Annotated in this window: 18 protein-coding genes and 1 pseudogene; 14 read left to right on the forward strand and 5 right to left on the reverse strand. The window is 46.6% G+C overall.

What is annotated here, in order from left to right:
* Positions 1-199 precede the first annotated feature (199 nt).
* A complete protein-coding gene (locus BM415_RS14850; protein WP_091159420.1) occupies positions 200-1,942 on the reverse strand; it encodes an alpha-glycosidase in 1,743 nt (580 codons plus the stop codon).
* Between the two features lie 321 nt (positions 1,943-2,263).
* On the opposite strand from BM415_RS14850, the gene BM415_RS14855 reads away from it, so the two are divergent.
* The 5 genes and pseudogenes from BM415_RS14855 (at position 2,264) to BM415_RS14875 (ending at position 6,790) form a co-directional block, all read left to right on the forward strand.
* Entirely contained in the window at positions 2,264-2,941 is a 678-nt protein-coding gene (locus BM415_RS14855) for a response regulator transcription factor (protein WP_091159422.1), read from the forward strand.
* Positions 2,938-4,383 carry a sensor histidine kinase gene (locus BM415_RS14860; protein ID WP_091159424.1) on the forward strand — a complete coding sequence of 482 codons (1,446 nt, stop codon included), beginning with the start codon at positions 2,938-2,940 and terminating at the stop codon, positions 4,381-4,383. The genes BM415_RS14855 and BM415_RS14860 overlap by 4 nt, the downstream gene beginning before the upstream one ends.
* Before the next feature lie 62 nt (positions 4,384-4,445).
* Positions 4,446-5,357: an ABC transporter ATP-binding protein gene (locus tag BM415_RS14865; protein WP_091159426.1), complete on the forward strand. Its 912-nt coding sequence runs from the start codon at positions 4,446-4,448 to the stop codon at positions 5,355-5,357.
* 2 nt (positions 5,358-5,359) lie between these two features.
* Positions 5,360-5,899: pseudogene (locus tag BM415_RS14870) on the forward strand (ABC transporter permease); the annotation flags it as partial.
* 168 nt (positions 5,900-6,067) lie between these two features.
* Entirely contained in the window at positions 6,068-6,790 is a 723-nt protein-coding gene (locus BM415_RS14875) for an ABC transporter permease (protein WP_091159784.1), read from the forward strand.
* 341 nt (positions 6,791-7,131) lie between these two features.
* On the opposite strand, the gene BM415_RS14880 is transcribed toward BM415_RS14875, so the two are convergent.
* A complete protein-coding gene (locus BM415_RS14880; RefSeq protein ID WP_091159427.1) occupies positions 7,132-8,100 on the reverse strand; it encodes an L-lactate dehydrogenase in 969 nt (322 codons plus the stop codon).
* A 481-nt stretch (positions 8,101-8,581) separates the two neighbouring features.
* On the opposite strand from BM415_RS14880, the gene BM415_RS14885 reads away from it, so the two are divergent.
* Positions 8,582-9,226 (forward strand): hypothetical protein, encoded by a 645-nt coding sequence (locus BM415_RS14885; protein ID WP_091159429.1) that lies wholly within the window; start codon positions 8,582-8,584, stop codon positions 9,224-9,226.
* Positions 9,227-9,377: 151 nt separating this feature from the next.
* Entirely contained in the window at positions 9,378-10,124 is a 747-nt protein-coding gene (gene map / locus BM415_RS14890) for a type I methionyl aminopeptidase (RefSeq protein WP_076314834.1), read from the forward strand.
* A gap of 261 nt (positions 10,125-10,385) precedes the next feature.
* Here the strand turns inward: map and BM415_RS14895 are convergent, their stop codons facing one another.
* The gene (locus tag BM415_RS14895) at positions 10,386-10,880 is read right to left on the reverse strand and encodes a CcdC family protein (RefSeq protein WP_091159786.1); all 495 of its coding nucleotides are present in this window, start codon (positions 10,878-10,880) and stop codon (positions 10,386-10,388) included.
* Positions 10,881-11,161: 281 nt separating this feature from the next.
* Here BM415_RS14895 and BM415_RS14900 point away from each other — a divergent pair, with 281 nt between their 5' ends.
* The 6 genes from BM415_RS14900 (at position 11,162) to BM415_RS14925 (ending at position 18,108) form a co-directional block, all read left to right on the forward strand.
* On the forward strand, positions 11,162-12,328 hold the full coding sequence (locus tag BM415_RS14900) for a hypothetical protein (protein WP_091159431.1): 1,167 nt from the start codon (positions 11,162-11,164) through the stop codon (positions 12,326-12,328).
* A 305-nt stretch (positions 12,329-12,633) separates the two neighbouring features.
* The gene (locus tag BM415_RS14905) at positions 12,634-13,071 is read left to right on the forward strand and encodes an RrF2 family transcriptional regulator (RefSeq protein ID WP_091159432.1); all 438 of its coding nucleotides are present in this window, start codon (positions 12,634-12,636) and stop codon (positions 13,069-13,071) included.
* A gap of 169 nt (positions 13,072-13,240) precedes the next feature.
* On the forward strand, positions 13,241-15,157 hold the full coding sequence (locus BM415_RS14910) for an RNA polymerase sigma factor (RefSeq protein ID WP_091159434.1): 1,917 nt from the start codon (positions 13,241-13,243) through the stop codon (positions 15,155-15,157).
* A gap of 148 nt (positions 15,158-15,305) precedes the next feature.
* Positions 15,306-15,515 (forward strand): hypothetical protein, encoded by a 210-nt coding sequence (locus tag BM415_RS14915; RefSeq protein WP_091159435.1) that lies wholly within the window; start codon positions 15,306-15,308, stop codon positions 15,513-15,515.
* A gap of 101 nt (positions 15,516-15,616) precedes the next feature.
* Positions 15,617-16,087, forward strand: coding sequence for a hypothetical protein (locus tag BM415_RS14920; RefSeq protein WP_139236997.1), 471 nt, complete (start codon positions 15,617-15,619; stop codon positions 16,085-16,087).
* Between the two features lie 44 nt (positions 16,088-16,131).
* Positions 16,132-18,108, forward strand: a complete 1,977-nt coding sequence (locus BM415_RS14925) for an RNA polymerase sigma factor (RefSeq protein ID WP_091159439.1) — start codon at positions 16,132-16,134, stop codon at positions 18,106-18,108.
* On the opposite strand, the gene BM415_RS14930 is transcribed toward BM415_RS14925, so the two are convergent.
* Both BM415_RS14930 and BM415_RS14935 read right to left on the reverse strand, forming a co-directional pair.
* Complete coding sequence (locus BM415_RS14930) at positions 18,105-19,088, reverse strand: LacI family DNA-binding transcriptional regulator (RefSeq protein WP_091159441.1); 984 nt, start codon at positions 19,086-19,088, stop codon at positions 18,105-18,107. The genes BM415_RS14925 and BM415_RS14930 overlap by 4 nt on opposite strands.
* Positions 19,089-19,260: 172 nt before the next feature.
* Entirely contained in the window at positions 19,261-20,700 is a 1,440-nt protein-coding gene (locus BM415_RS14935; protein WP_091159443.1) for a glycoside hydrolase family 1 protein, read from the reverse strand.
* Positions 20,701-20,917: 217 nt separating this feature from the next.
* Between BM415_RS14935 and BM415_RS14940 the strand changes: the two genes are divergently transcribed.
* Positions 20,918-21,988 carry a lactonase family protein gene (locus BM415_RS14940; RefSeq protein WP_244533406.1) on the forward strand — a complete coding sequence of 357 codons (1,071 nt, stop codon included), beginning with the start codon at positions 20,918-20,920 and terminating at the stop codon, positions 21,986-21,988.
* Positions 21,989-22,156 lie beyond the last annotated feature (168 nt).

Consider the following 22,156-nt stretch of genomic DNA (forward strand, 5'->3'; position numbering starts at 1 on the left):
TCTTCAAGATAATGACAATGTGTATACGAATATTTATATTTTCTGAGTCACTATATTGTTATATTACGATATATTGATATATAAATCAACCCTGAATTTAAATGCATAAAAAAGCCAGATGCTTCTCTCGAAGTGAAATTACTCAACAAGGAAAGAAACATCCGGCTATTTGACGGTTATTTAATTTTTTGAATAAAAATTATACAGATTTCAGAACCGCATAACCGAATGGAGGAAGCTCCAAGTTCAGCTTACCGTCCGTAACCGGCCATTCATTGCCGGACAGGAGATCAAGGTAAGAGGCTCCATCCACCTGAACAGCGAAGGATTCTGGATCCTCGGAAGTGCTGGTCAATATAACGATGGTTTCATTCTCGTCTGTCCGTGCGTATGCCAGCTTCTTGCCGTCCTGCTCGGCTTCAAGGAAGTGAACGCTGCCTGTACGAAGAGCAGGATGAGATTTGCGCAGTTCAATCAGATGCTGATAATAAGTGAACAGCTCACGGTCCTGTTTGGACTCATCCCATTCCATGCATTTGCGGCAGTCCGGATCTTGATCGCCATCCATTCCAATCTCATCCCCGTAATATATGCAAGGAGTGCCAATATAAGTGAACTGGAAGAGAGCAGCCAGCTTCATTTTGCGTTTGTCTCCCTTACTCAAGGTGAGCAGGCGAGGCGTATCATGACTGTCCAGCAGGTTGAAGGCCACCTCTGTCGCTTGAAGCGAGTAACGGGACAGCTGCCGCCCGATCGAATTGGCAAATTGATAGGCGTCGATCTCCTCCTTGATGAAAAAGTCGACGACAGCATTCGTGAACGGATAGTTCATCGCCGCATCGAATTGATCGCCTTGCAGCCAAGGTGAAGCATCATTCCACACTTCTCCAAGGATGTAGGCATCAGGGTTCACCTTCTTGACGGTGTGACGGAATTCTCTCCAGAATTCATGATCTACCTCATTCGCCACATCAAGACGCCAGCCGTCTACTCCGATCTCCTTAATCCAGTACTCTGCCACGTTTAGAAGATACTCCTTAACCTCAGGATTCTCGGTGTTCAGCTTCGGCATCAGCGGTTCAAAGGAGAACGTCTCATAGCTTGGAATGCCATCGACAACTTCAATCGGGAAGCTGCGAATATAGAACCAATCCTTGTATTTGGACTCTTCGCCATTCTTCTGCAGATCGACGAAGGGCTTGAATGTACGGCCAGAGTGGTTAAAGACGGCATCAAGCAGCACTTTGATGCCGCGCTTATGGCACTGCTTCACCAGCCTCTTCAAGGTGTCGGCATCTCCAAAATGCGGATCAATCCGCATGTAATCCTCTGTGTCATACTTGTGGTTGGTGGTCGCTTCAAAGATCGGAGTAAAATAGATGGCTGTGATTCCGAGCTCGCTCAAATAATCCAGGTGATCAATGACCCCTTGAAGATCGCCTCCAAAAAAGTTATCCCGTTCAGGCTTACCGCCCCAAGGCAGCACGCTCTCCGGATCATTGCTCTTGTCACCGTTGGCAAAACGCTCTGGGAAGATTTGATAAAATATAGCATCCTTAACCCAAGCCGGCGGCGTAAACACATCGACTCCATTAATATAAGGGAATTCAAACATACGGTCCGGGCTGTCCGGTTCTTCTTCAAGGAAGTTGTTCTCATCCATCCATATGCTCTCTTCCCCATCTTCCAGCAGGAAGGCATAGCGAAGTCGCCGGTAAGGCGGCTGTACTTCACAGCTGAAATAGTCGAACATGGAATCGGAGGTCATCTTGCTAAGGGGTATGTATTTTTTAGTTCGCTCCCAGTCGTATTTATCTCCGGTTAAGATGGAGACCTTATGAATGTCATCTCTCTTGGTGCGAATACGAATGATAATGGTATCCTTGTCATAAGCACAGGACCATTGCTGTTTAGGGTGATGGTAAATAGCTTCTAATTGCATCGTACTTCTCCTCCTTTGTATATTTGCCTCTATAGAAGATGAATTAATAAGAACCATGGAGCTAAGGTGTTTAGCCTGCTCGACCTGTCGTGATCATAAAAACAAAAGGCACAACCAAAGAGAGATAATATCCTCCGAGGTTGTACCTGTCCTTGATTCATCACAGATAACATGGCCTTTTAATTGTGAGTTAAAATGCTGGAAGTTATACTGAACTGTAGAACTTTACAGCAGATTAGCTTCGTTTTTGTTAATATACCATGCAGATCCTGGTTTCTGCAATGAAGCGCGTACATATATTATAAATGAGGTGTTACTGGAATGACAACGCTGCTCTATGTTGAGGATGATATCGAAATCGGAAATCTGGTGAGGTCGGATCTTGAGGACCGCGGCTATGATGTGCTCTGGTTAAAAAGCGGAGAGAATGCTGCCTCCATGGCACATGGAGCGCATCTTGCGATTCTCGATGTTATGCTGCCTGGACTTGATGGGTTCACCGTCGGCCAGCGGCTTAAAAAAGAACTTCCCGAATTGCCGATCTTAATGCTCTCTGCGCGAACGTCCATTGATGACAAGCTGCAGGGACTCGAATTTGCCGATGATTATTTGACCAAGCCCTTTCATCCGGATGAGCTTGCGGCAAGGGTAGAGGTACTGCTTCGGCGAAATGGACAGGCGCTGCCCCGTTCAGAGCACATCGTGCTCCATCATTTGAATGTCTATATGGACGAACAACGAATTGTTGATACGGCAACGAACGAAGAAATCGTGCTTACCGGCAAGCAGTTTCATATTTTTAATTATTTGCTGAGACATTTGGGTCAGATCAAGACGAAAGAGCAGATTTATGAATCCGTATGGGGTGAGCCTTATATGGAAGGAGACAAGACGCTTATGGTCCATATTCGTCATCTGCGAGAGAAATTGGAGAAGGATCCGGCTGAACCAAAAATTATTGAGACGATCAGGGGCGTAGGCTACCGGGTGAAGGCATGAGTTACAGAAGGAAGCTTCGAACAGACGAAGGAAGAATCCGTTTCAAAAATTCGCTGATGTCGCGTTATCTGCTAATCGTCATTATCGCGATGGTGTTCCTGCCGATTGCCTTTATGTCGACGGGGCTTCTCTTCGGCATTCTATATCCAATTATAAATACGGCTAATGACGATCATCTGCCTTACGGCAACTCCATTCAGATCGAATCGGACTGGCATGAAGAAGCGGAGAAGCTCAGCGGCTTGCCAGAAGACAGCGTCAGGTCAAGGCTGGCAGAGCTCGGCGAGTATTATAAGGAATCAACCATTCTCTGGGTGGATAATTCAGGTGCGACAAGCTTCAAGAAGCCCGACACATTGCAGATTCAGTCCAGTTGGAAACCTTCCGATGCTGTGGAATACATGAAGAATGCACAAAACAATTCGCAAGTCTTTACTGTCGTTGCCTTTATTGGCGGTGGGCAGGAGGATTTGGGTAAAGGGTTTATCTCACTGGCACTGCCAAGAGAGGTTCTGAACCGCTCTTCTGACACGGGAGGCTGGGCGTTCTATAACACACTCGCTATGATCATCATTCTCGGGCTGTTCATGCTCATTTCCTGGTCATTCTTTCGGCGCATCAGCAAGAGACTTACAAGGCTTGAGATTGCGGTGTCCACTCCTGGAGCTGATGGTATTCCGCTGCCGGTGGAAGTTAGACAGCCAGACGAAATTGGACATCTGGAGAAGTCTTTTAATGGAATGGTGCATCAGCTGAGAGACAGCAGGGGGAGACAGCAGGAGGAGGAACAGCTGCGTAAAAATCTGATTGCTGACCTGTCGCATGATTTGAGAACGCCGCTGACTGTCGTACGTGGGCATCTCCACGCGCTTCATAAAGAGCCGCTCACAGCTAATGGACGGGAATCGCTCCACCGAATAGAGGGGAAAATTGACGACCTTGGGGGATTGATCGACAACCTGCTGTCCTATAATTTACTGTCGAGCGGAAAGTATACGATGAAGCTGCAGAAGGCAGATGTAGTCCGGATTGTAAGAGAAAGCACAGCGGCTTGGTATCCGATATGGGAATCGGAAGACTTCATCATCGACATTGAGCTCAGCGAACAGCCATTGATATGGAACGTGGATATTCAAGGCTTCCATCGGGTACTGGACAACCTGTTTCAGAATATTGTGCGCCATGCCAAATCAGGCAGATATGTAAGAGTGGCAACAGAACAGTATCTTGGCGAGGCGTGCATTGTGATTGAAGATCATGGGCCCGGCATAAGCGGAGATTCCACGTCGGCCGGTGCAGGCATCGGACTTCGAATTGTGGATCTGCTGCTTGAAGGAATGGAGCTTACGCGCAAAGTTGAAAGCTCTGAACGGGGGGCGAGCATGATTATTGGGCCGCGTTCCGCCGATACCCGGAATAAGAGCAATTTAAACAAAACTTAAACTTCGTGCCTACTTCACCTTAAACCTGGAGCGTTATGATAGTTCCCGAGGTGATAAAACAAATGAATGAATGGATGATTGAAACAGCTGATGTCTGGAAGACTTACCGCGGCAAGGCAGCGGTAAAAGAGCTCAGCTTGCAAATAAAGAGAGGCGAAATTTACGGTTTCCTAGGACCGAACGGCGCTGGAAAAACAACGATGATCCGGATGCTGCTCGGACTTATTAAACCGACAAAAGGATATATTCGCATCTTCGGCAAGGATATCCGGAACCACCGCATGGAAATACTCCGAAAGGTTGGTTCCTTGGTCGAGTATCCATCCTATTACGGCCATTTGAATGCAGTTCAAAATTTGGAGACAAGCCGTCTACTGCTGGATGTCCCTAAATCGAGAATCGACGAGGTACTGAGTATTGTAGATCTGACGAAGGATGCCAAGCGTCCTGTAAAGGGGTACTCCCTCGGAATGAAGCAAAGGCTTGGTATTGCAAATGCGCTTCTTGGCAATCCTGAGCTGCTCATTCTGGATGAACCGACAAACGGTCTTGATCCTTCTGGAATTCAGGAGATTCGTGAGCTTATCAAACGAATGCCGCAGGAATACGGCATAACCGTGCTCGTCTCCAGCCACCTGCTCAGTGAAGTAGAACAGATGGCAAGCACCGTCGGTATTATCCGCGAAGGTCAGCTTGTATTTCAGAATACGATTGAGCGGCTGCACCAGGAGGCTGGAAGCACGATCCGCCTCACCGTATCTGATGCAGAAGATGCTCTTCAAATCGCCAGAGAGCTTGGACAATGGGGTCAGGTGGATGGGACAAGGCTGACTTTTAACCATATGGACGATCATATGATTGCCGCACTGGTCCGCCGATTGGTCGAGCAGGATCACAGCGTATACCGGGTTGAGGAACATAGACAATCTCTGGAGGACTTTTTCCTCGAAGTGGTTGGAGGGGTCGTTAAATGATGATGCGACTGTTAAATAGTGATCTTCTCAAAATACGAAAAAAAGGTTTATGGTTTCTCGTATTTCTTGCTCCTATTGGTCTGGTAGCGATGAATGCCCTCAATTTTGGCCTTCGCCTAGACTATTTGCAGGGGCTGTATGGTGAAGAGGGGATGTGGGATGGTCTGCTCTTCAACTTTGAACCGTTTGTGCCGCTTGCCGTTCTTCTTGGCGCTACCATACTGAGTTCGATGATGGCAGGGGTAGAGTATCAGCAGGGCTCCTGGAAGCAGCTGCTTGCCCTTCCGGTATCCAGATGGAAGGTGTATTTATCCAAATTCTCGGTGATATTGATGCTGCTTCTGAGCTCTTGTATATTGCTGTATATTGGCATTGTTCTGCTTGGGCTCACCCTTGGATTCAATATGCATATACCCTGGCTGGATCTGCTGAAGCTATGCTTCCTTCCTCTGGCCGCATCTTTGCCGATGATCGCGATTCTGTTTATGCTGACCATGACTCATGAGAATCAGGCATTGTCTGTGACCATTGGCATTACACTTGCTATTATGGGCTTGTTCAGTGCCCAGCTTCCAGAATTTGTTCCCCTATCCTGGCCGATGTTCAGCATCATGCTGCCGGATGGAGAGAAGCTGGCTTTGTTTGGTGTTGGTCTTGGCTCCGTACTGCTTCTAGCCGGAATGTCGTTATTCGGTAAAGGTGGCTTGACCATGGGTGCCTACTTTCGTCTATTATCTGCGGAAAGACTTAAAATCATGAAATCGTGGGTGTGGCTGCTGGTGCTCGTCAGTCCAGCTATTGCTCTGCTGCTAGGCTTTATTGCGGAGCCAGCCGGTTATTGGGATCTGATGGCTTCCCAGGCTACTTTTCACGCGATGCTGTTTCTACCCATCTTCACAGGAATATTCGCTTCCTTTATCTGCAGGTTTGAGCATGCAGTGGGTGGCTGGAAGCAGGTATTGGTACTCCCGGTGAGCCGTTTCACATTCTATGCAGCCAAGCTGACGGTTATTATGGTGTTAATCCTGGTAATCCAGCTGCTTCTATTGCTTAGTTTGCTTGCAGCAGGTGCTTATCATGGAATGCATAGCGATATTCCTTGGGGGATGCTCCTCCAGAGTATCGGAGCGGGATGGCTCGCAACATTGCCCCTTGCAGCACTCCAGCTGCTCGTATCCTTGATGTGGAGCAGCTTCGGTGCTCCGCTCGGCATTAATTTTATGCTGACGATACCAAACCTGCTGATCGTAAACTCTAGCGACATTGCTCCGTATTATCCGTGGGCACAGCCCTTCCTGCTCATGATGCCGAGGGAGGAATTCAGTTTTGGGGCATTTATGGTGCCAATGTCGACCATATTGCCTGTCGTTCTGGGTAGTGCGCTTCTGTTTATACTCCTCGGCGCCGTGTACTTTAGACAGAAGGAAATTTGACTGTGCTATGTTGTGCTCCTCCTCATAAAGGAGTGAGGAAGGGAAATCCCAATCGGCTTTTCTCAAAACTCAACTGACAGACCATGCTTCAAGTGCGATAATTCCTTTAAAAGGGCATCATTATCTTCATTGGACGAATTATTTAGAGATAAGCGAAGCGTTGCTGGAATTTGTAGAAAAGATTTAGAACGGTGACTTATAAAATGAACTATGTTCAGATGACCTTATAATAAGATATCAAGAATAAAACAAGCAGGGCTGCCTTTCGCTAATCAGCGATTAAGGGCAGCCCTGTATTTAATATATATAGATGTACATGTACACATCTTCAGAACGAGGTCTTAATGCAATGCAATATCGTCAATCTTTAGATTGTTGATATTATTTCTGAGAATTTGGCAAGAGTGCTTGAACTTGACCATTTCTTCCTGGCTAAGGTTTAATTCAAGCAGCTCCTTAATCCCGTCGCTCCCGATAATGGCCGGAACGCCGATGCACATGTCGGTCTCGCCGTACTCACCGTCAAGAATGGCGGACACCGCTATAATCTTATGATCATCCGTTAGAATGGAACGGGTAATAAAAGCGATGGCGCTGCCAATGCCAAACTGCGTAGAGCCTTTGCGGGTGAAGATCTCCCAGCCTGCGTCCCGGGTCTTTCGTGCAATATCCTCAAGATCCAGTGTTTTGAATCTCTCTTTATGCTGATCAAGAATATGCAGGATCGGCTTTCCTCCAATCGTGACATGGGACCAGGCGACAAATTGGGACTCTCCATGCTCGCCCAGCGCATAGCCGTGGACACTGCGCGGATCGATGGAGAACACTTCGGACAGAATCGTCTTGAGTCTTGAGGAGTCAATGGATGTGCCTGTGCCGATGACCTGATTCCGCGGCAGTCCTGACAGCTTCCATACCAGGTACGTAATAATATCCACAGGATTTGCCGCAACGACAAATACACCGTTAAAACCGCTCTCCATGATTGGCTGAACGATATCTTTAGTAATAATTTCTGCTTCTCCCAGAATATCAAGCCGGGTCTGGCCTGGCTTCACACTGGCTCCTGCCGTCAGGACGATGACATCCATATCCTTGCAGTCGGCATAAGTTCCGGCATGGACCTTGGTGCGCTGATACGTAAAATCCATGCTGTGGGACAAGTCGAGTGCCTGCCCAAGCGCTTTCTCATAAGTGCGGCCAATAAGCATGATTTCTCCTGCAATCGCCTGATTGATCATGGAATAAGCTGCGCTAGATCCGACAAGACCCGCCCCGACAATCGCCACTTTTCCTGTTCTATTTCGCATAACCTGCTTTCCTCCTGTCCCCATGTAGTTATCTGCCTAGCATCTATATTTGTATTGTATGCATATGCCTATTCAACGTTACATAAGATAACATAATTTTCTCTTGAATAGCAATGGGGATTCAGATCATACGGTAAATTAAGTGAACAATTATTACAAATAGATGACGTGCAATGAAACTCTTGTTCATTATCCCACGTGAAATCCAGCATAAAGTGTCGAACGGACGGGGAGGGGCGTCGTAATTCCACCCTGACAAAACTTCTTACGATCCCACATTCTTAGAAGAAATATGCCAAAGGATTTGAAGGGGAGAGAGGCGAATTGCTTATCTCACAGACAACTATTTCGCTGTTCCGCCCTGATCAAGCGGAAGAAATAGCGCTGTTTCCTAACAGGCAAGTGCATGGTATGAAGTTTGATTAATGTCGGCATACGTTAATGATTTATTAGACCCTAAAAAATTCGGGAGGGAATGATAATGAATATGCATTTGAATATGAATGAAGCAGGAGCTACCACGGAAACGGCTAAGGAATTGGGGATCGGCGCAAGCACACTCCGTAAATATGCGGCTGCGCTGGAGGAGCAAGGGCATCGTTTTGAACGGGCTGCGAATAAATCGAGACTATTTGGAACGCTTGAAATTGAGCGGATCAAGGAAATGATGAATTTGATGAGAGAGCAGAATCTGCCGCTGAATGATGCAGCCGTGCTCGTTATGGAGCTGAATCATGATATGGCTGCAGCGGCCAAGGATGACTCTGATATACAACAGGCAAGTGCACATTCACCACTAATTGAGCAGGAGAAGGTTCTTCAGAAGGCAGGAGTGGAGCAGGAGCAAGTCAAGCAGCTCAATATGGAATGGAAAATACTACAGGAACGCATGGCTGAGCTCGAACGTGAGCAAACGAAGCTGATGAAGCAAAATGAACAGCTGCAGGAGCAGGTAGAAGAACAGCGCTTATGGATTAAGGAGAAGCTGGATGAGGATCGTGACCGTCAGCTGATCACGAATTTGCGAAGCTATCAGGGGCGCAATCAGAAGCCAAAATCCAAGCAGAGGGGGCACTCACTGAGGATGCTGTTCGGATTGCTCCCAAAGAGTAGGAGGGAGGCGTGATGATGCGAAAATTCATCCGCTCCACTCTTCATCAAAAAGTGACGAATCAAGATACAGGACCGCCTAAAGCATAGGAATTTGTTTTTATTTTTACAGTATTAGAGTTACAATAGAAAGGAGTGATTGATAAAAGCGACAAGGAGAGCCACAAATGATTATTTTGAAGAGCAAAGATGAAATACAGTATATGAAGAAGGCTGGCGAGATTCTCGCCGCTTGCCATAGAGAGATTGCCGGGCTCATTCGCCCTGGCATTCAGACGCAAGAGATTGATGCTTTTGCAGAGAGCTTCATGAAGAAGCATGGAGCGACTCCAGAGCAAAAAGGCTACAACGGTTATCCATATGCCACCTGTGCTTCGGTAAATGACGTGATCTGCCACGGGTTCCCTGGAAAATACGCGCTGAAGGACGGGGATATCGTAACGGTGGATATGGTCGTTAATCTGGACGGCTGGCTGGCGGATTCCGCTTGGTCTTATGCGGTTGGTAATGTATCCGAGCAGGCTCAGAAGCTGCTGGATGTGACCAAAGAATCCCTGTATAAGGGTATCGAAAAAGCCGTTATTGGCAACCGGATCGGGGATATTTCCAACGCGATCCAGGTGTATGCTGAAGGCGAAGGATTCTCGGTCGTTCGGGAATTCATTGGGCATGGTATCGGTCAGGATATGCATGAAGAGCCGCAAGTGCCTCATTACGGACCAGCCGGACGCGGACCGCGTCTGAAGGAAGGCATGGTCATTACGATTGAGCCGATGCTGAATGTCGGTACCTTCCGCAGCAAGCTGGACAGCGACGGGTGGACAGCCCGTACACAGGACGGCGAATTGTCTGCACAGTATGAACATACCATCGCCATTACGGCAGATGGCCCGGTCATTCTAACCGAGCAATAATAGGAATGAACCTGCAGCATAGGACGCTTGCTGATCCAGGATCATTCAAGGCCACGGCCGCAATATAGAGAGCAGCATTCCTTCTATCCTCCATATGAAGGGATGCTGCTCTTTATTTTACTTGAAGGGAGCATATATCCCAAAAAAGCTCAGTACATGTGGGAGGAATTCATCCCGTGTACTGAGCCTTTTATATGAAATGGAGTTTATTATTGCAGCTTCCGAGCGAGCTTCATAAATCACGGTGTCTTACAGAAATCGTTATTGCTTAGCAGAAGGTTCAAATGCTGAACCATAAGTTTCGTTGTAGTGCTTCAGCATATATAGTCTCCAGTGGAGGAGCATGCCGAAGGCGAGAATGAAGAAGACGGCACCTGTCTGCACTACGGAAATATACTGATGAACGACTTCATGCAGCACAAGTCTGACGATCAGAAGACCGACCAGTATGAACATGAAGCTCTTGGAGCTGGTAACAAAGACCTTTCCGTCTCTAACTTCCAACTTGGTGCTCTTGATCAGCGGATACGAGAAGATAAACCAGCCGACCAGAAACGCAAGGAGTGCCCACAGCCACGGAATATGCGTGTCCGGCACAACAAACATAAGAAACCCCGTGCTCATGCCGAGCGGAGGGATGATGATTCTTTTCTTATTAATTGGCCGATTGGCTGCCTTCATACGAATGATGATAGCGCTCACAGCAATAAAGATCATGCCGATCGTTGCGGCGATCTGGAGAAATGAGGAGTTCATTGCCACGTAAAGGACCTCTCTCTAATAGGAAATCATTTTTCTTTAGTATATCATAGTTCCCTAGAAATACTGTAAGTATATCCCGTGAAATATGAAGTGTTATATAGAATGAGTTAAGCTCGAGTATGCATTGTTGTAGGAATTTGTAGAAAATTATCGAATGATCAAGAACTTTTCTTCCAATTTGCGGAAACAGGTCATATACTAGGAATGTACTTCTATATTTTTATGAAATAGTCATCTAAGTTATATAAATATTGAAGTGAAGGGGGAAGAGAGAAGTGAGGCCAAGGGAATGGAAGTTCAAGGCAGGACTTGCGATACTGGTTGGTGCATTGCTGCTTCTCACTTTCCCTTGGATTCAATGGAGAGCGGCGCCGAGCCGGGTTATTGATGTTGTGATTGTAGATAAAACTGTTCCTGACATTTCATACCGTGAGCATAAAGGGCTGATCTGGCTGCTCAATCAGCAGAAGATTGTGGATCAGAGTGGAGCGGGATATCAATATGATAAATCTTACTATGGATACCATCCGCACAAGACCGGAGATGAACGGATGAGGCGCTTGCCTGCTACGCTTCGTGGAGCCGATCTGATCTATCTTGCAGATTCTTACGGTATCTATAATTCTGTACATTCGAAGGAAGAAAGGGAGGAGCAAATCGAGGAATTGGTGTATGGCGGAATGAATTTGACAGATGTCCAGAAGATTCAGGCTGCTGCTATGACAGGAACAACAATTATTGCCGAACATAGTATATTGGCAGCTCCGACGGCACAATCGGTTAGCAGGCAGCTTCAGAAGATGCTGGGTGTGGAATGGAAGGGCTGGGCCGGGAAATACTATGAGAATTTATCAACAGAAGTTCCCCTACATATTATGGAGAAGTATACAGAACAGACTGGCAAGGAATGGTCTTATAGCGGGATAGGGATTGTACTTATACATCATGAAGGTGAAGTAATTGTGCTCGACAGACAAGACCTAAGGGAGTCCGGTATGTCCATCTCATTTTCCAAAGAGAACAGTGATAAATACAATGTCGAAAGATCAGCCCGCTATAATCAATGGTTTGAGGTTGTTGCTCCCAAGTCTGGTGCGGAGACTGTAGCGAATTATAAGCTTGAATTAACGAGCTCTGGCTCAGCTAAGCTGAGAAGGGCGGGAGTTCCTGCACAGTTCCCAGCCATTATTCAGTATGAGCAGAAGTCGCATCAATCATATTATTTTGCCGGTGATTTTGCAGAACGAACGGTCTCGCCCTTAATGGTTCAATATAAAGGCTGGGACAAGTTTGTCGGCAGCTTCATACCTGATTCCAGTCCAAATGCTTTTTACTGGAATATCTATATTCCTATGATGAAAACCATTTTGTCATATATTGAGAGCAGACAGGTTTATATATATGAGAGTGACGAAGAAGAGTCTATACAGAAGAGGGTGTAGGCTTTTTTTGTACAATTAAGCGAAGATCTCTCTTAACTTAACAAACGGAATTATGCAAAATCCTAGATGGATATAATAAAGAACACTCAGCCAATTCTGCTGAAGGAAAGTTATGGATTCGAGGGAAACTTGACAAACAAAACTGTTATCAATAGAATAACAGTTGCTAGGAAGTGAGTTTATCATACATGTAGATATATACGAATGATGAGAGTCAGAGATTAATAGACGATTTCAGGGCATAACTAAATTATAAGGTTACTGGAGACAGGAAGCTTTGAGCGCTAATACAGGAGGTCAAGGTAATGAACAGTGAGTTCACGATTGCAGTGCATTGCCTATTGTTTTTGGGTATCCGTGAAGGACGCATCGCAAATAGCGAGGACATTGCAGAGAGTGTATCGACGCATCCTGCCAGAGTACGGAAAGTGCTTAGTGTGCTGCGCAAGCATCAGTATGTAATGACAAAGGAGGGGGCTCACGGTGGTTATATGCTGAACAGCAAGCCAAATGAAGTGAGACTTGGTGATTTGTACCGCTTGTTTGCGTTAGGATCCTTTGGACCTCATTGGCGTTCGGGGGATGAGAGCTCCAGCTGCTTGGTATCCTCTAATATCAAGGATGTGATGGGTACCATTTATCATGATGGAGAGCATGTGGTGGAACAATACCTGGACAGTATTACCCTTGCAGAAGTGAAGCACCGTCTAGAGGATAAGTGGAAGAATAGGGATTTAACATAAAAGGCTTAACATAAGTAATATCATTGATTTAAAGATCTGGCATGATGGCTGGATCTTTTTTTGGTTTCCAGTAATAGTTAATAAAAGGATTATATTACCTTATTATGGTTTTTAATATACAATGAGTATGTCTTTAATTATTGAAATATTTACCGAGAGGGGGTGGACTATGAGAACAGGCATGGACTTATACGTACATATGGATGATTCTGAATTGTCGATTGCTGCCTGCCAAGGTGATTTTGAAGCGTATGAGGAGCTGGTTCGGCGATATGGCAAAGAGCTCTATGCTTGGTCATATGTATACAGCGGTGGAGGCGAGGGTGCGAAGCGTTTACTCGCAGAATCGATCGCGAAGAGCTGGCATCTGCGCAATCAGCTTCGGGACCAAGCTCAGCTTGTGAATTATATATTTAAGACGATGTATGCTGTTGCGAAGAAGCGACGATATGGAGCCACAGCATGGAATGCAACACTTCCCCCTGTTCCGGCGGAATACGAGACCCCATCCCAAATGATAAGGGATACCGACCGATTGCTGTCACAGAAACTGAATAGTCTGCCGTTTGAAGAGCTTACGATGCTATTAGCCACATACATACTAGACAAAACGCCTGCCGAGATTGGAGAGTATACGGGAATAGGGGAGAGGCGGGCCACCGCCAGCTTACAGCAAGCCAAGCAGGCAATGGATGGTTCACGAGCTGTGCTTGACGCGTTGTTCGAGAAGGATCGAAGGACCGTTTATTCAGATGAGTACTATTTAGAAGACACTGTTCAACAAGGGCTAACAGATGCTCGAGCAGGCAAATACGCCAAGCGGCTTCGAAGAAGATGGGGTATAGGTGCTGCTATATTCAGTTTCACAATTATATTGCTGGTGATTGGCCTGAATCCTTGGGAAGAGAAGGGGACTCATGAGCCCCTCAATCGGGCGGGGACCCGAGTCGTGCCGGATGACAGCTACTGGCTTGGCACCATAAGTTCGAATCGCGTCGCCGAGAGAAGGCTGCAGGAAGGGAACGCTCAATATCTCGGCTATGTGGTTGAACAGAACGGACTACAGCTGATTATTGATGGGATGATGACGCAAGGCGAATCAACCATGATCTGGTATACCTTAAGTGCGAAGAACGGGCAAGTGATGCCGGATAAATTTAGTGGGTATATGCATGGGAAGGGCAGCTCTATAGAACGGGATACGATGAGTAATTGGTCAGAAAATGAAATCTTGCAGACAGAAGATCCTTCAACCATACAGGGGATGATGGTATTTGATAGCCTGCATGATATCGTCAATCAGAGAGTCCCGGAAGAATGGATTGTAATCTTTAACGCAGCGGCTTCGGAGCAGCCTGAGTCGGTGACCTCTTTAAGTCTTACGGTTCCGTCCGTGCCAGCACAGGAGCCTGAGCTTATTGCAGTCAACCAGGAATTTGAGCTAAACAATCGTTCATTTGTGATTAAGGAGGTCGAGCTGGCAGAGAACTATACCAAGGTTAGGATTGCACCGGAAACCAGACACGAGGAGGATGCGGCACTTTTACACAGTTTGAGGCTGAGGCTTGGTTCTGACGACCAGAGCTATTTGGGCTTGAACGGGCAGTCTATGAATTATGAGATTGACGAAGAAGGGCATACCACTCTGATATATCCTCCGGTGCACTATCTTGATTACAGTGGATTGTCGCTGGTGAAGGAAGGTGGACTTGTGACGATAACCGAAGAGTTTAAAGTGGATCTAGATAAGGGAAGGTTAGTTGGTTATCCAGATCATTTCAACGGTGATTTTAAAATGGAGAGATTAAGGGATGGTTCAGAGATCAAGCTGTACTTTAAGGATGCGGGATATATCAATGAAGAGGTGCTGACCTCTCTAGAGGAAGTGCCGAACGGGCAGCTCTCATTTGAGTTCTATGATGCGGAGAACAATGTACATATGTCCAGCGGGACAAGTTACGAGGGAGAATGGCGCACTTATGCAATCCCAAACCTGGATTATAAGCAGCCGATTACTATACCTGTGAGTTATGAAAGAGTGGATAAGGAGACGTTAAATATTCCTCTCTTACTACAAAATAATTGAAAAGAGTTGGAGCTATGAGACCCTATATTGATCCTAATGATTCCGAATTGTCGATTGCTTTGCCAAGGAGATTTTGATCTATTGGGAAAGGACACTTAGGCAAGATCCCATATCCCGGCAAAGGCTGAAGGAAGGAGATTACGTCAAGATGGGGAAGGTGCTGCCTGAACAGAACGGCCTTCGCCTGTATGTAGACGGTGCGATGCAGACGAATGAAGGACTAATATTGTGGTACAGGCTTGAGAATACAGAAGGAACTGAAGCTCCAATCGCAGATCGAGTCATGCTGTGGAGTGATGTGTATCAGGTGTTTGGTTCTGAATTCGATCGGGACAACATGCGAATGAGGGGAGCCTGACGACCGATGCGACAATTGTTCAGTTGGAGGCAGATCCACCAATTATCATAACTATGGATCAATTAAACCCACCTATTCTGTTTGTGACAGAAGAGAGCTTTATGAGTTCAACGATTGAAGGAAAGGACTGGATTGAAGGACTCGGGAGTGCATCCGAATGGTATTTTGATTCGATGTATTATGATGATTATTCTGAGATCAGGCCAAGCATTCATAGTATAAGTGGAATGGAGTTGAACACAGACACAGGCGAGATCTTAGAAGCACCGGAAGTGTTTAACGGACATATTGAGCTTACGGATGTTGCTAGTGACTCTTTTTTCTACATCTTCTTCCCTTCATCAGAGGAGTCGGGATATACCATCAACAATCAATATTCGGATGCGGAGGGCGTACCCTACTTTACTCAAGGCATTGATCAAATTGATGGGAGACTTGCATATAAGGTGACTGATTTTGACTATGCACAGCCTTTAACCTTCCAAATCGACACTATTGATCCATTATCTGGAGGTGTGGATGAGATATTAGATAACGGCGACGTCATCAACTTGACCCTGGTAAAAAAATAGGGGCAGAAGACCTCCACAATCTGATTTGAAAAAGAGGTGATTCGGTGCACGGTTTTGATGAGATGAACGAACGGGATTTAGAGACAACGGCGTTAAGTGGAAATTTCGATGCTTATGAGCATTTGACGAAACGTCATGCTGCTCATCTGTTTGTCACGGCCTATGCCCTATCCCGGAATAAGAATACCGCAGGTGTACTCGTAACAACCACGGTGTCCATCACCTGGCATCAGGTCAAAGCAGGGAAGCAGCGAGAGGATCTCGTGACTGCCTTGCTTCGTAATATGGTGCTCTACGCCAAACGGTTGAGGTTGGCGAATGGAGCGAGTGTTGCAGTAGAAGCAGCAGTTGCAGTGAGTAAACCTGATGGGACTGCGGCAAGTTTAAAAAAGGTAGCTTACCCGGCTGCTGCATCTGGTGAGTATGTTCAGATGATGCGCAGCAACCAAGCAGACCTGGTGGAGACACTCATCAGCCGGATGAGCTTTGAACAGAGTGTCATATTTCTGCTGACTTATATTGCAGAACAACCTATAGCTGAGATTGCCGAATACATATCAAGAACGGAGAAGACGGCTTCAAATCGGCTTGATGAGATGTTGGATGCTATGGCGAAAGAGATGGGGGAAGGCGAAGCGGCGGCGGTCTCGTCTTATATTCGCAGGCACTTCTCCAAGGAAAAAGAATACTTGAAGTCGGTGGAATTGAGTAACGACGCGGATGCAGCAGTGCAGAAGGGACTGCTCAATGCTCGAGAGGGCATCCTCCCTAAATGCAGTAACAAGAAGGTATGGAGCTGGGCGCTGGGTGTATCGCTTGGTGTAGTTGTCCTGGTTATCATTGTTCTAAACCCTTTCCGCGAGAAGGAGATTCATGCGTCTCTAAACTTCTCCGGCACAAGAGTCGTCCCGGATGAAAGCTTGATTCATCGTGATCCAACCAGCAATGAGTATCTCAGATCGCGAGTGGAAGATGGGGATTACAAGACGCTCGGATATGCGATGGAACTGAACGGTGGTTCGCGGCTTATTATTGATGGGGCTATAGATAATGGCAATGAAACTATCCTGTGGTATACGTTGGAGAAGGATGACGCGAAGATTACGAACTCAATCGTGGACGGATCTATTTTGGATCGATCAACTTTGCTGCTGTTAGGGTATTTACAGGATCAAGTCGTTCTGGAATCGACGGAGGACCACGAGAAGGGGATTGTCATATTTAATAGAACCAATTCGACGGTTACTACTGAAGGCGCATTGCTCCAATTTAATATTGAGGTGGAGGGGGATGAGCCTCATACAGTAACGCTGGAAACAGATTACCCTCATGAGGTTGAGCAGCCGGCCAAAGAGATTACACTGGATGAGAGCTTTACAATTGAAGGCCAGACATACTATATTACCGGGTTAACGATCAGCTCGGATTATACGCGGGTAAAGATCAAGCCTGATATAAACAATGAAAAAGGGATAGAGAGCCTGAAGGATATTCGACTGGACCGGGTAAGAGAGAATTCGAGTTCTGGCAGCAGAGTCGCTGAAATTTCAGGTACGGACCTGATCTTTCCATCTATCTATTATGAAGATGATTATGAAGAGATCCAGCTAACGTTAGCTGAGGAGCTGTTCAACCTGGATACTCCTCTTGTAATTGATATAAATAATCCTGCGCTCGTCCAGTATCCTGCAGGGATGAAGCCCGAATCCTTCGGGATCACCTATGCAGAGCAGCCAAACCATCGTTATCATACGATTCAATTTCCTGTTTGGGAAGGGGTCCAATACAAAATTTCTGATCTTTATACAGATGCAGGAGGAAATGTTTATACAGCAGTAGCTAAAATAGCGGAAGCCGATAATCTTAACATGCTCATTCCCGATCTAAATTACGTGCAGCCCCTTACATTCTACTTTTCTGTTCATGATCAAGATAATCTAAACGATATCAAGGATCTGTCGAACTATGATCCGCGAGAAGGCCGTATCTCAATTACCCTCATGAAGAAACCACAGAATTAGACGCTGGATCTTTCAATCAATTCAAAGGGAATTGCAGTCTTGGGCCTGCGCCCGTTGTCCTTCACATCCGTATTCCTGCTATGGTAAAACGTGCGAAAGGCTTCTCTTCCAATCTCCTGCAAATGCTGGTCAATCGTCGTAAGACCGAGTGCCTCGGAGATCGGAAGATTGTCGAAGCCGATAATCGCAATATCCTCTGGAATACGTAGTCCGATGGCCTGAGCTCTCAGGATGACCCCGGCCGCGGCCTCATCGCCTGTAACGAGCAGGGCGGTCGGACGTTCCTCCATCGTCATGAGGGTATCAATGACGCGGATGCCGTCTTTAATCTCTGTACAATTGGTAAATATCCATTCCGGTCGCAAGACCTCCCCATGCTCTTGAAGCAGGGTCTTATAAGCAAGATATCGAGCCTGGCTGCTTGCACTGTCAGGTCGCCCTACACAATAACCGATAGCCGTATGACCGTGCTGAATCAGATACTGCATTCCCGTCTGAAAGGCTTCATAGTGATCGGTATAAACAGCTGCGATGCGCTCATGCTCTGTATACTCACAAGTAACGACTGGACCATACTTGGCGTAAGCGGCAATGGCTTCAAGCTCAAGTGCACGGGAGCAGAAGATGAGACCGTCAATCTGTTTGGTGGACAACAGCTGTAGTGCCTTATGTTCTTCATGCGTCTCATAACGAGATTGATAGAGCAGTGTACCGTAACCGGATTTAGCCGCTTCATCCATAATGCCCGACAATATCGTTTGAAAATAGGGATGGCTGCTCGGGACGATGACACCAACACTGTTTGTCTGCCCCTTGATCAAATGCACTGCACTCGAATTCGGCTGATATCCTTCCTTCTCCATAATACGCTGTACTTTCTGACGAGTAGCTTCATTGACGTATGGATGATTGTTCAGCACTCGGGACACCGTAGTTACAGATACGCCGGCCAGCTTGGCAATTGTTTTAATGTTGGCCAATGATGTAGCACCTCCTGATCTAACGACATTATACCCTTGTATACGGTTTATCGCGAAATGCATGTACAAAAAAAGCCCCTCGGAAGGGGCTTAGTAGAAGTGCAGTTACATTTAGGACACTTAGAGAATCCAGTGAATTGAGTAAACTCAGAAGATCCAGAGGAGGGAAAATCTAGATGTTTTCTCCGTTGGTCTGAATGACATCCTGGTACCAAAAAAAGCTGTCTTTCTTGATACGGCGTAGATCCTTGCCGCCTTCCTCATCCTGATTGACGTAGACGAAGCCATATCGCTTCTGATAGCCGTTCAGCCAGCTCAGCAGGTCAGTAAAGGACCAGCTGCAATAGCCAATCAGCTCCACACCGTCAGCGATCGCCTGCTTGCACTGATGAAGATGGGATTTAAGGTAGGCGATCCGGTATTCATCATGAATCCGGTCATCTGATTCGAGCTTGTCAAACTCGCCAAGTCCGTTCTCTGTAATAAAGATAGGGAGATCATAGCGGCTTGTGATCCGGCGCATGCCGATACGAAGTCCAATCGGGTCGATGTTCCAATCCCAGTTCGATTTCTCAATGTGAGGATTGTTCGCTGTCTTATACAGTCCTGGGACCCCGGTCGATTCATTGCTGCCTTTTTTGCCGGTGTTGTTCATTTTACCCGAAGAAACACCGCCTTGCAGCGGATTGTGCTCATACGTGATGGTCTGATAATAGTTTACGCCTACGAAGTCCGGCATGCCTTGCTTAAGCAATTCCTGATCTCCTTCCTCAAATACGGGAGCGAGCCCCTGCTGCTTCAGATGGCGATACGGAATGCTGGGATATTCACCCCGGCAATACACGTCCAGCCACCAATAGCTTGTGAACTCCTCGGCATTCTCATATGCCAGCATATCTTGCGGTGAGCTGGAAGCCGGATAGGATGGGGTATAGGCAAAGCTTGGTCCAATCTTCCCGTCGGGAACATATTTGCGGAAGGAGGCAATTGCTTGCGCATTCGCAAGGAACATGATGTGGTTGGCTTCGTAGAACCGCTTGCGGTCCTTGATTCCCGGTGGATGCATGCCAAGCATGTAGGCGTGATTGGTATTATGATTCTGTTCGTTAAGTGACACCCAGTATTTCACCCGGTCTCCGAATCTTTTGTACAGGGTGATGCAGTACTGATTGAAGTCTTCGATGATTTCACGTGATTCCCAAGCACCGTATCGCTCTTGAAGTGCCTGAGGCACGTCCCAATGATACAGGGTCAGCACAGGCTCAATATTGTGGGCGACCAGCTCATTAATCAGGTTGTCATAGAATGCGAGTCCCGCCTCGTTCACCTCACCTGAACCATGGGGATAAATTCTTGGCCAGCTGACCGAGAATCGGTACGATTTAAGACCCATTTCAGCCATGAGCTGTACGTCTTCCTTGTATCTGTGATAGTGATCGACCGCGATATCGCCGTTGGTATCCTTATATGTGGTGCCTGGAATTTTGGTATACAAATCCCAGACAGAAGGTCCCTTGCCGTCTTCATTCCAAGCTCCTTCAATCTGATAGGCAGCAGAAGCAGAGCCCCAGAGAAAGCCCGCGGGGAATGGCGGCAATTTTTCATGTATCATTTTTATGTCCTCCTTGCAAGTTAAATCCATAATCACAGCTGACAATAGCTTTTACATAAGCATCTTAAGTTATGAAATGCATTTCAGAGCAATAGTCCTTTCGTGAAATTTTTGTTAACAGCCTTGTTTTTGAAGGGATGGACGTCATTTGTGGTTAATAGATTATTATCAATTCCAGTAGTCTATCCAGTGATTATTTGAATATAAGGAGCGATCGATGATGAACCCACAAGCGAAGAAATCAGACGAAGTTTGTTTTTATACGGGAACTTATTCCGCAGCCGCAGAGCCTAGTATCTATTTGGTGGCCGTGAACAAAGAAAGCGGAGAAATGCGAATCGTGAACCAAGCGACAGGAATAGAGCGCCCCTCCTTCTTGGCACTGCATCCGAATGGTGAAGTATTGTATGCTGTCAGCGAGACAGGGGAAGGCGAACTGTTTACTTATAAGATAGATCCGACGACGAGCGAGCTGCACCTTCTGGATCGCAAACCGACGGAAGGCGCCGACCCTTGTTATGTTTCGGTGGATCACAGCGGAAGTTATGTGCTTGTGGCTAACTATTCAAGTGGAAGTGTCAATGTATATAAGCTGGATGAATCCTCCATTCCTGCAGAAATGTCTGCGAAGATTGGGCATGTGGGCAAGGGCTTCCGAGAAGATCGGCAGGAAGGTCCGCATGCGCATTCCATCGTGCCGGATCCTGCAGGGGAGTATGCCATTGTATGCGACCTTGGACTAGATCAGATTATTGTGTACCGCATGCAGGAAGGCAAGCTGTCGACCCATTATGAACTGAAGCTGCCTGCCGGTTCGGGACCGAGGCACTTGGTGATCCACCCTAATGAGAAATTTGCTTATGTTGTTAATGAACTGAACAATACGGTTACGGCATTAACCTTCAACAAGAATCGCGGAGAATTCCAGATTACGCATCATATCTCAACACGGGGTGAAAAAGAACAGTCGGAAAATACAGGTGCGGATATTCGCATATCCTCCTGCGGCCGTTTCCTATATGTATCCAACCGTGGCGATGATTCGATCGCGCTGTTCCATATTAATGAGGAGAGCGGTGAGCTGACAGCCGTGGAGTGCGTACCTACGGAGGGTAAGACGCCTAGAAACATCAATCTGCTGGATGGAGGACTCCTGATCGCGGCAAACCAGGACAGTGACAACCTTGTTTCCTTCAAAATGAACAGTGAGACCGGACATCTCACGCCGACTGGGTATGAACTTGAAATCCCTGCTCCTGTATGCATTGAACCATGTAAGAAGGGATAGTATTTATTCCGCGGAATTAATTTCATAACTCATTAAGGGGATTATGAAACTTGATTCATTCCATTATATAAATATTAAATGCCATGAATTATATAGATCTTGCGAGACATGATCCATAGCCCGGATCATGTCTTTTTGCTATTCCCGTAATTAATCTGCATAGTACAA

The sequence above is a fragment of the Paenibacillus sp. 453mf genome (assembly GCF_900116105.1).
GTDB classification, from domain to species: domain Bacteria; phylum Bacillota; class Bacilli; order Paenibacillales; family Paenibacillaceae; genus Paenibacillus; species Paenibacillus provencensis.